This window comes from uncultured Campylobacter sp. (assembly GCF_938045225.1).
Classification (GTDB): Bacteria; Campylobacterota; Campylobacteria; order Campylobacterales; family Campylobacteraceae; genus Campylobacter_A.
Genome location: NZ_CALINL010000100.1, coordinates 1 through 9,895, shown reverse-complemented (window position 1 = coordinate 9,895; position 9,895 = coordinate 1). Strand labels below are relative to the sequence as shown.

The window sequence follows — 9,895 nt, the reverse complement described above, 5'->3', positions numbered from 1 at the left end:
CGTATATGAAATACGTAACCGAAACGGGTTTAAAATTTTAAAGCTTGAAATCCGTAAAGCGCGGGGAATCTTAGATTTAAATTCGATTGATTTCGCTACTGCGGGCATTATACACAAACCAGCTTAGTATCATCACAAGACAAAACGCCCCAAACACCGCAAAAAACGCAAAATTCGCCCACGAGTAAAATTTGATAAATCCAGCCTCGTTCGTCGCGCTAAAATCAGGCGCAAAAAGGCTCGGGCAAATTTCATTTAGCGGTAGCGCAAAAGGAAAACTAATCTCGCTAACGCCGCTAAAATCGCTCGTAGAGTAATCAAGCCCAAATATCACGCCCAAAAAAATCAGGAAAAATCCCGCAAGCTTGACGCCAAAAACCTTAGGCGTGCACATCGCCACGCACACGCCAAACGCAGCAAATAGCGTCGCAAAGCGCAGCTTCACCACGAGCGCGTCCGCAACCGCGCCGCCCAAAAACAGCTCGCACAATATAAATTTGATCGCCAAAACCGCGAGCAACGCCGCCCAAAACGCTCGCCTTCGCTGCAAGTTATAAACAAAGCAGACAAAGCCCTTATTTTCGATATTGTAGTCCATTATTTTGCTAGCAGCTCCTTCACTGCCGCCGCCATCGCGTCTACCGAGCCGATCGCCTTCACGTTTATGAGATACTTGCCGCCGACCACGTATGCGGGCACGCCCTGGATCTTCGCCACGTCGTAGCTATCGTCCCATGTTTTTAGGATCTCTTGCGCACGCCGGCTAGCTAAAGCCTTGTCGTAGTCCGCATCGCTCACGCCCGCCGCGCTAAGAGCCTCTTTGATAAACCTAGCCTTATCTTTGCCGCCGTTAAAATCGTCGTCCTTGTCGTGAGTGGCCTTGTAGATCGCAAATTTTGCCTTTTTAAATTTGGACTTGTCGCTAAGCAAGCTAACGTCGCTAACCTCGTCCAAAACGATCATCGCGGCAAAAATTTTGCTCGCCGTTTCGCCTAGCTTGCCCTTGGTTTTTAGGTGATACGGGATAAATTTGACTCCGTCTAGCTCGCTAAATAGCTTTGGCGTGACGCTTCGGTCAAATTTGTAGCAGTGGACGCACTCGTAGCTAAAGACCTTTACGACGCTATCTTTGGGTACGTTTAGAGGCTTTTCTAGCGCTTGGTATTCCGTGCCCTCCTCTAACGCGTTTGCACCTATGCCAAGCAGACAAACGGCGGCCAAAATTCGTATAAATTTAGAAAGCATTTTCATCAAATTCCTTTACGGTAAATTTTAAAGATTGTATAAAAGAAAGGGTAAATTTGAGATTAAAGCGAATAAAGCAGGGCTTCCCGCAGAAAAATATATAAAAAAGCAGGCTATACTATTAACACCGCTTGAGCAAGTAAGTTAATTTATCGCCACAAGCTCTATCTCTGATCTCGCTCAAGCTCAAATTTAATAGCAAGGATTGCACGCTCGTGGCTTAATTTTAAAGCATGCAATCCGCTTTAATTTAATAAATTTTACTTATCAAAGGCATGGATTATCCACTTTACGCGCTCAGGATCTGCGTGATCGAAAAATAGCGTCTTGCCTGTATCCAGCGCAGCGATAGCAGCCATATCATCAGGCGCAAGCGTAAAATCAAAAATGTCGAAATTTTGCTTCATTCGCTCGATTTTAACGCTTTTTGGAATGACGACGATGCCGCGCTGAATTAACCAGCGCAAAATAACTTGAGCCGAGCTTTTGCCGTATTTTTCACCAATGCCTGTTAGTACGGCGTTTTTAAATATATCGTTTTTACCCTCGGCGAAGCTAGCCCACGACTCAAACGCTATGCCGTAGCCATCAAGCACGCGCTTTAACGCTTCACGCTGAAAAAATGGATGACACTCAAGCTGATTTACCGCAGGGATGACGCCGCTGTTTTCGCACAGATCGACGATACGATCGGCGTAGAAGTTGCTAACGCCGATAGAACGAATGCGACCCTCTTTTTTAAGCCTACTCATCGCTCGCCACGCGCCATAGGTGTCGCTATATGGCTGATGGATGAGATACAGATCGAGATAATCAAGCCCTAGCTTTTTCATCGACGCATCAAAGGCTTTTAGCGCTCTATCCTCGCTTACGTCGCTCACCCAAAGCTTCGTGGTGATAAAAAGCTCCTCGCGTTTCACGCCACCGGCTATCGCCGTTTTAACCGCCGCGCCAACGCCATCTTCGTTGCGATAAGACTGCGCAGTGTCAATGAGGCGGTAGCCCACGCTAATTGCGTCCTCAACACATCTTTGAGCCTCCGCAGACTCCACCTGATAGACTCCGTAGCCTAAAATCGGCATTTTGTTGCCGTCGTTTAAGCTTACGAATTCCATTTTGCTCCTTTACTAAAAAAATTCATCTTATATAAAAATTTAAAATTTCGCGCTTAAGTCGTAAAATTCTATCCGCACCAAAGCGACAGGTGAAATTTAAAAGCCAAATTCCAACCCACCGCGAAATTTTAATAATTAAAGATATTCGGATCAATCACCAGCGCGCGGTATGCCACGTCGTCTCTCGATGCAGACTCCACGTCCATCTCAAATTTGATGTCGTTTGTTTTCGGGTCGATCTCCACGAGCACCATTTTGATCGTCTTATCGGGCTTTAGCAGATAGACGTTTGAGCTTGAGATAAAATACGTGCTTTTATCCTTTTGCCACTCCACAACGCTCGTAACCGCGCTATAGAAGTCAAATCCGCGCTCCTTGCCAAACTCCCACGTCTGCTCGACCGTGCCTTTTTTCTCGTCGATCTTATACTCGACCGCGCGAGAGTATTTTTCCTCTTTTAGCGCAGGCTGCTCCATACCGCGGCCGTCACCGTTGTCAAATACACTGATGTGCTTTACGCTGCCCTTGTTATCGTAGCGCGGAGTGAGCCACGCGGTGTGCTGCGTCCACGACCAGTCGAAGTCGCCCTCGCATTTTGAGTTTTCGCATTTGATCTTGTTGCCGTTTTTATCCACGGGCACTAGCACTTTTTCTTTAAAGTCCGCGCTCCAGCCCTCAGGCGATGCGAGGATCCATTTTACCTTTTTGTCGCGGCCGATCTTCACGATGCCTTGGTGGCGAAGCGAGAGGATGATGCCGTCGTCGCTAGGGTCATATGAGATGGAATTTACGTGCGCCCAGTTGCGTCCCGTGCCGGTCGAGGTCACATCGCCGAAAGGTAGATCGTCGCTGATTTTGATCTCTTTGGCGTCCATATCGATATTTAGGCACACGGCGCGAGCGTCAAGAGCCTTGATTAGGCTGCTGCGGTAGACGTTTTTGCCGAAAATTTCATTCAGATCCCACTCGTCCACGACCTTGCCGCTGCCGTCCACTTCGATGATGTGATCTCTGATCGTGTGCGAGAGTCTGCCGTCTGCGTGGTGGTAGTTGTATTTACCGACGCGAAGCAGCAAGTGATCGCCTTTTAGCGGCATAACTTCGTGGCTAAGATCGATGTAGCCGCGCGGTAGCTCGCGATTATATACCTCTTTACCCATCATATCGTAGCGCATATATCGCTGCGCCATACCCCAGCTCAGATCGCCGTTTGGCAGCTGATGAAAGCCCATCATCATGCCCCCGTCCATCACCCTACGCTCGCTGCGATCGTAAAATTTCTGATAATCCAGATACCATCTGACCTCGCCCTGAGTATCGACGACGAAATTTTCTGTAAAGTCGTTCCAGCTAGCCGCACCGCCGTTTTTCCAATCAAGCGGCTTATAAACGCTCGTGATGGTGTTGTTGATGAGATAGAGCCTGTTTTTAAACGCAGGATCGACCTTTTTAACCTTCATCTTTTGCATGTGGCTAAATCTATAATCGCGGCTATACGTCACGATCGGCTGGGCGTAAATTTTATACTTTTCGACCTTCTTTTCGCCGTTAAAAACGTAGCTTACTTCGACCTCGTTTAGATAGTCCGGATACAGCCCCCAGATCGGCACGCCGTCGTGCGTCAGCAGCGCATGCTCGGAGACGTTATAGGCGATGTCGATGCCGCCGCCAGGTTTACCCAGCACCCGCACATGGATATCCTTGATGTCCTTGCCCGCGCGATCAATGATAGCGGTTAGAGGCGCCACGTCGTAGGGGTTGATAAACACCGAGCCAAGCTCGCCTTGAGTTTTTACCTGATGTGCCAAAACGCCCGCACTCGCCGTCTGCGGCACCGCTATAAACGCGCCGCCTATCAAGGCCGCAGCCAAAACGATAGAACCGAAAAAATTCTTACGCATATTCGCTCCTTTTGGGATAAATTTAGCTAATTTTACTACTATCAAATCACATAATAATCACACTAGCTTTAGATTTTACTTAAATATCAAATTTAAAGCTAAATTTTAATATAAAGGCTTAAATTTTAGAATGGGGTCGAGCCGGATAACGGGTCAAATTTTGATATAATTAGCCCAAATTTATCAAATTCAAGGAGAAAAAATGCCTTTCATAAACGTAAAAATGGCAGGCCCGGAGCCGACAAAAGAGCAAAAGCAAAAGCTGGTCGAGGAGATGACCGACACCATGGTGCGAGTGCTGGGTAAAAGTCGCGAGCGAGTGCAAATTTATATCGAAACATACGACGCAAGCTCGATAGGCTCGGGCGGCAAGACGCTTGAGGAGATCAGAAAGGAGCAAAAATGAGCGAATTTTCTAAAGAGGATTTGGAGCGAAAAATCACGCTAGTAGCGGGCGATACGGCGCCGGAGTTTAGCCTAGAAAACAGCGACGGCGTAAGCGTCAGCCTAAAAGACTTCGTCGGCAAAAACGTCGTGCTGTACTTTTATCCAAAGGACAACACCCCGGGTTGCACGACCGAAGCATGCGAATTTAGCGCGCTTTACGACGACTTTATAGCCAAAGACACCGTGATCGTGGGCGTTAGTCCCGATAGCGTCAAGTCGCACGCCGGCTTTGCGCAAAAACAGAGCCTAAAGCACATCCTACTAAGTGACCCCGCGCACGAAGTCGCCAAACTCTACGGCGTCTGGCAGGTGAAGAAAAACTACGGCAAAGAGTATCTAGGTATCGCACGCTCGACCTTTGTGATCGGTAAAGACGGCAAGATCGCGAAGGTGTATAAGAGCGTGAAGGCAAAGGAGCATGCGGCAAAGGTGTTGGCTGATCTCGTGAAGTGATTGCGGCTCGTCTTTTTGCCCTATACTTCGTTACTTTTAAATTTGGCTCGGTCATTACCGACGAGGTAACTCCCGTCGCCAAATTTAAAAGCGCCTCGTCTAGAACAAAAATCCTACGCCTTATCTTTTTCTATTCAAATTTGGAGTCAAATTTACAAATTTTATTCGCTAAGACTCGTACCCTGAAAATGTCAAATTTAAATTTGCGACGCTTTGCCTGTAAGGCAAGGCAGTGTCGCCACATCTCACGCGCAGTGGGGTTGGAGATGGCTTGGGAGAGGGTCTGTCTCGGACAGTTACGAGCGCGAAGTAAAGGAAGGCGACGCTTCGTAAGTAGGTTTGCTTGCGGTTACGAGCCGCAGGCGAAGTAAAGCCCCTTCCTCCTTAACAAGGAAGATTGATTTGTGCAAAAAAATCTAATTTATAATGCCAAATTTGACAAAACCAAATTTAGCATTGTAAATCTGCGGGTCTCGGCAAGTAAAATTTAAAATATTCCCCGCAAATTTAACCTAAAAATCCTGTCAAATTTCCGCTCAAATTTTTGATAACGATTATTTTCTAATTATCAAAATATTTATAATGGAGGAGTAATATTTCAGTTATTAAATAATTTTAAAGGAGAAAAAATGGTTAAGTTACAAGAAAAATACGGCCTTTTTATAAATGGCGAATTCGTCCCCGCAAGCAGCGGCAAGACGCTAGATACGTTTGATCCCGCCACTGGCAAAAAGCTAGCCGCGATCGCGGACGCGAGCAAAGAGGACGTGGATGCGGCGGTTAAGGCCGCGCGCGAAGCGTTTAAGACGTTTCGCCATAGCACCGTAAGCGAGCGAAGCAGAATTTTGCTCAAAATCGCCGATATAATCGACGCAAACAAAGACTTTTTGGCTACGGTCGAGACGATGGATAACGGCAAGCCTATCCGCGAGACACTAAACGTGGATGTGCCGTACGCAGCGGAGCATTTTAGGTATTTTGCAGGCGTGATCCAGGGCGAAGAAGGTAGCGCGAACGTACTCGAGGAAAAGCACCTCTCACTCATCTTGCGCGAGCCTATCGGCGTCGTAGCGCAGATCGTGCCGTGGAATTTCCCGTTTTTGATGGCGGCATGGAAGCTAGCTCCGGTCATCGCCGCGGGCGACACGAGCGTGCTAAAACCGTCGTCTGAAACGAGCTTGAGCGTGCTAGAGCTAATGCGCCTCATCAAAGACGTACTGCCAAAAGGCGTCGTAAACGTGATTACGGGCAAAGGCAGCGGCGCGGGCGAGTTTTTGCAAAAACACAGCGGCATCGACAAGATCGCATTTACCGGCTCGACCGAGATCGGACGCGAGATCGCTATCTCTGCAGCTGAAAAAATCATCCCTGCAACGCTCGAGCTAGGCGGCAAATCAGCCAACATCATCTACGCCGACGCGGACTTTGATCTAGCTCTAGACGGCGTTCAGATGGGCATTTTGTTTAACCAAGGGCAAGTTTGCTGCGCGGGCAGCAGGATATTTGTCGAGGAGAAAATTTACGACAAATTTATCGCCGCGGCGGTGGAGAAATTTAAAAACCTAAAAGTCGGCGATCCTCTGGATCCAAAGACGCAGATGGGCTCTCAAATCAACGCCAAACAAGCCGCCAAGATCGTCGAGTATATCAACATCGGCGTCAAAGAGGGCGCTAAAATCGCCGTCGGAGGCAAACTAGCGGCTGCGGGCGATAGCTTCGTCGAGCCGACGCTGCTAGTGGACGTGAGCAACGATATGCGCGTAGCCAGAGAGGAGATCTTCGGCCCTGTGGGCGTCGTGATCAAATTTAAAAACGAGGACGAGCTGATAAAGATGGTAAACGACAGCGAATACGGCCTAGGCGGCGGCGTCTTCACGCAGGACATCACTCGCGCTATCCGCACCGCGCGCGCGATGGAGACGGGCCGCGTGTGGATAAACTGCTACAACCAGATCCCGGCGGGCAGCCCATTTGGCGGCTACAAGAGCTCTGGCATAGGCCGCGAAACGCACAAAGTCATCCTCGAGCACTACACTCAGATGAAAAATATCATGATAAATTTGACGGGCAAGGTTAGTTCGTTTTATTAAAATTTTGCTTAATGCAACGTTGGGTCGGGCGGTTTGCTCGACCTTTTTTGGATTTGACGAAGCTCTTATAAATTTGAATAAATTTAAAACCGATTTTTATCTACTTTCGTTTTAAATTTAATATCAAGCCGGTGATTTTAAATTAAACAAAATCACTCCCCGAACTGCAAATTTAGCCAAATTTGGTTTTATGCATTTTGATCGTTAAATTGCCAAATTTTAGAAGCCGGACTCTCGCAACTCATTACAAATTTTTCCGCAAATTTGCCGAAAAACGATACTCCGAACCGGCCTGCACAATCACGTCTAAAAAATCGCCCACGCGCGTAGTATAAATGCCGCCCGCACAGCTCACGCCTCTATCAAAAAGCGCTTTAGGCGACATCAAAACAGTTGGACCTACGACGATGACGTCGGCACCGCTCTTTTTTAGACTCAATATCTCCTCCAGCGTGTCGTTTAGTAGCGTGACGACGGTTATGCTGAGATTGTCGGCCGCCCCGATCGCGTCCACAGCCTCTTCTTGCGGTAAAAGCACTTGAGATCATCGACTTTTAGCGCGCTCTTATCAAGCTCCAAAATGTAAAAATCCAGGCTGCTTTCATTATAAATTTGATATAAGGCACCAGTGCACCCACGATCACGCTAAACGAGCTGCGCTTGATAGCTAGCTCGTCAAAAGGATCGGCCTTAAATTTAGTCACATAGGACTACCAGAGCGCTCATAACACGTCTGCAAAAGCACGATTTAGAACAGGCTACAGTCATGGGCTTTTAAAAGGCCTGCCGCTAATTAATCCTTTAAAAGCGTTTTTACGTTTTTGCCGCAGATGTTGCCGGAATTTGGCATTACCGCGGTTTGCGACGGACAGCAAACGGCCTGCGGAAAGGACTTTAGTGGGGTGAAGCTCACGCCGCAAACGCCATTGCTTAGCTTTACGCCCGTGAAAAACAGCCCTACCACAACGCGCTGCACGTTTAAATTTTTTATTTCGTTGCCCAAATTTTTATAAATTTGATCTAGGATGTCGCTTAAAATTTGACCCACGATAGACTCCCTTGCTGATATAGATAGCAAATTTACGGAAATTTTATAGCAAGCGGTTTGAAATTTTATTAATCCATATCGTAGCCGAAGCAGACGGCACTCTGCGGCGCAAATTTAGTCAAATTTTAATGCTAAAAAATTTAAAATGATTGTTCTGGTGGTATCATAAAATAAATCAGAAAACTCTTGAACAAACTGTATTTTTAAAATGGATTGATCTTGAAAATAAAATTTTAAAGAAGTTCTTGGATGGTGCGGATGAAAGGACTTGAACCTTCACGCCGTGGGGCACCAGATCCTAAGTCTGGCGTGTCTGCCAATTTCACCACATCCGCACAACAATAATAAAATGGTACGCCCATCAGGATTCGAACCTGAGGCCTACGGCTTAGAAGGCCGTTGCTCTATCCAGCTGAGCTATGAGCGCATAAAAACAAAGTGGCGCGCCCGATAGGAGTCGAACCCATAACCTACAGATCCGAAGTCTGTCGCTCTATCCAATTGAGCTACGAGCGCCCAAGTGGGGTGAGTGATGGGAATCGAACCCACGACCCTCAGGACCACAATCTGATGCTCTAACCGACTGAGCTACACTCACCATCTAACAAATGGTCGGGGTGAAAGGATTCGAACCTTCGGCCCTCTGGTCCCAAACCAGATGCGCTAACCAGCCTGCGCTACACCCCGAGGCATTGCGAGTTTAGCCTACTTATTGAAAAGGCGCATTGTAGCCAAAAAAATACTCTTTGTCAAGAAAAATAAGCTTAAAATTGAAAATTTGCAAAAATTTTCGCTTTAACCCGCACAAATTCGGCTAAGAACAAATTTGGTGTAAAAGAAAAAAGTTAGCCCGATCAGCCAAACGTTAAAAAACATCGCCTTAAAAAGATCTTGCAACTCGCCGCCAAAAACATCGGCTACAAGCGAGTAGAGCGCTATTTGTAGCACTACCTGACGGGTAAAATTTAAAACAAAAACCGCCGCCGGTCTTTTTACGCCTTGAAGCGTCGAGCCGGAGAGATTTATGAGTGCGTAACCCATAAAAGCCAGCGAATTGACCGCAAAATAGCTCCTCGCCGCACTCACGACCTCAGGCGTCTCGTCAAAAAACCCAACCAAAATCCCGCCGAGCCCCAGGCAAAAAGCCGCCGCAAAAATACAGTAAACCGTTAAAAATTTGACCGCATAGGCGTAGCAGCCGCGCACTCTGGCGTATTCGCACGCACCTAAATTTTGCGATACGATACCAAGCACCGCCGATGCGATGCCAGTCGTGGGCAGCATTACGATCTGCTCGATGCGAAGAGCTAGGCCATAGCCTGCGACCGCATGCGTGCCGTAGCGGCTGATAAAATGCATGAGCACGAGTCCGCCAAGCGACATCGAAAGGTAGTTTAGGCACGCTGGCAAGGCTTGGGCTAAAATTTTACGGTAGATGGCGAGCTCGGGCGCAAATGAGCGTAAATTTAAAAAATTTATCATACCCGTTTTTGCGACTTTGACGCCTAAAAATAGCGAGCCTAAAAGCTGCACCGAAGCCGTTGCCAGCGCTATCCCGCCGATACCCAGTCCGCAAAAATCCACGTAAAAAAAACA

General features: G+C 47.6%; 11 protein-coding genes and 5 tRNA genes. 3 read left to right on the top strand and 13 right to left on the bottom strand.

Annotated elements, in window-relative coordinates:
• Positions 1–76: 76 nt before the first annotated feature.
• The 4 genes from Q0200_RS04165 to Q0200_RS04150 form a co-directional block, all read right to left on the bottom strand.
• On the bottom strand, positions 77–598 hold the full coding sequence (locus tag Q0200_RS04165) for a hypothetical protein (RefSeq protein ID WP_297938086.1): 522 nt from the start codon (positions 596–598) through the stop codon (positions 77–79).
• Positions 598–1,251, bottom strand: coding sequence for a thiol:disulfide interchange protein DsbA/DsbL (locus Q0200_RS04160; protein WP_297938083.1), 654 nt, complete (start codon positions 1,249–1,251; stop codon positions 598–600). Before Q0200_RS04160 ends, Q0200_RS04165 begins: the two co-directional genes overlap by 1 nt.
• 254 nt (positions 1,252–1,505) lie before the next feature.
• On the bottom strand, positions 1,506–2,360 hold the full coding sequence (locus tag Q0200_RS04155) for an aldo/keto reductase (RefSeq protein ID WP_297938081.1): 855 nt from the start codon (positions 2,358–2,360) through the stop codon (positions 1,506–1,508).
• A gap of 128 nt (positions 2,361–2,488) precedes the next feature.
• A complete protein-coding gene (locus tag Q0200_RS04150; RefSeq protein ID WP_297938078.1) occupies positions 2,489–4,261 on the bottom strand; it encodes an aryl-sulfate sulfotransferase in 1,773 nt (590 codons plus the stop codon).
• Positions 4,262–4,463: 202 nt separating this feature from the next.
• Here Q0200_RS04150 and Q0200_RS04145 point away from each other — a divergent pair, with 202 nt between their 5' ends.
• The 3 genes from Q0200_RS04145 to Q0200_RS04135 all read left to right on the top strand — a co-directional run bounded on the left by Q0200_RS04145 (position 4,464) and on the right by Q0200_RS04135 (position 7,251).
• Positions 4,464–4,667, top strand: coding sequence for a 4-oxalocrotonate tautomerase family protein (locus tag Q0200_RS04145; protein ID WP_297938076.1), 204 nt, complete (start codon positions 4,464–4,466; stop codon positions 4,665–4,667).
• Complete coding sequence (bcp, locus tag Q0200_RS04140) at positions 4,664–5,161, top strand: thioredoxin-dependent thiol peroxidase (RefSeq protein WP_297938074.1); 498 nt, start codon at positions 4,664–4,666, stop codon at positions 5,159–5,161. The genes Q0200_RS04145 and bcp overlap by 4 nt, the downstream gene beginning before the upstream one ends.
• 629 nt (positions 5,162–5,790) lie before the next feature.
• The gene (locus tag Q0200_RS04135; protein WP_002949324.1) at positions 5,791–7,251 is read left to right on the top strand and encodes an aldehyde dehydrogenase family protein; all 1,461 of its coding nucleotides are present in this window, start codon (positions 5,791–5,793) and stop codon (positions 7,249–7,251) included.
• Between the two features lie 244 nt (positions 7,252–7,495).
• Here the strand turns inward: Q0200_RS04135 and Q0200_RS04130 are convergent, their stop codons facing one another.
• The 9 genes from Q0200_RS04130 to Q0200_RS04090 all read right to left on the bottom strand — a co-directional run.
• On the bottom strand, positions 7,496–7,765 hold the full coding sequence (locus Q0200_RS04130) for a DUF364 domain-containing protein (RefSeq protein ID WP_122871799.1): 270 nt from the start codon (positions 7,763–7,765) through the stop codon (positions 7,496–7,498).
• Positions 7,766–7,805: 40 nt separating this feature from the next.
• Positions 7,806–7,955, bottom strand: coding sequence for a hypothetical protein (locus Q0200_RS04125; protein ID WP_002949328.1), 150 nt, complete (start codon positions 7,953–7,955; stop codon positions 7,806–7,808).
• Between the two features lie 89 nt (positions 7,956–8,044).
• Positions 8,045–8,299 (bottom strand): DUF4213 domain-containing protein, encoded by a 255-nt coding sequence (locus tag Q0200_RS04120; RefSeq protein WP_297938067.1) that lies wholly within the window; start codon positions 8,297–8,299, stop codon positions 8,045–8,047.
• A gap of 250 nt (positions 8,300–8,549) precedes the next feature.
• Positions 8,550–8,634 (bottom strand) — tRNA-Leu (locus tag Q0200_RS04115).
• 15 nt (positions 8,635–8,649) lie between these two features.
• A tRNA-Arg gene (locus tag Q0200_RS04110) sits at positions 8,650–8,726 on the bottom strand.
• Between the two features lie 12 nt (positions 8,727–8,738).
• A tRNA-Arg gene (locus tag Q0200_RS04105) sits at positions 8,739–8,815 on the bottom strand.
• A 5-nt stretch (positions 8,816–8,820) separates the two neighbouring features.
• Positions 8,821–8,897, bottom strand: a tRNA-His gene (locus tag Q0200_RS04100).
• 11 nt (positions 8,898–8,908) lie between these two features.
• Positions 8,909–8,986: transfer RNA gene (locus Q0200_RS04095), tRNA-Pro, on the bottom strand.
• 108 nt (positions 8,987–9,094) lie between these two features.
• A partial coding sequence (locus tag Q0200_RS04090) for an MATE family efflux transporter (RefSeq protein WP_297938064.1) occupies positions 9,095–9,895 on the bottom strand: 801 nt, incomplete at its 5' end.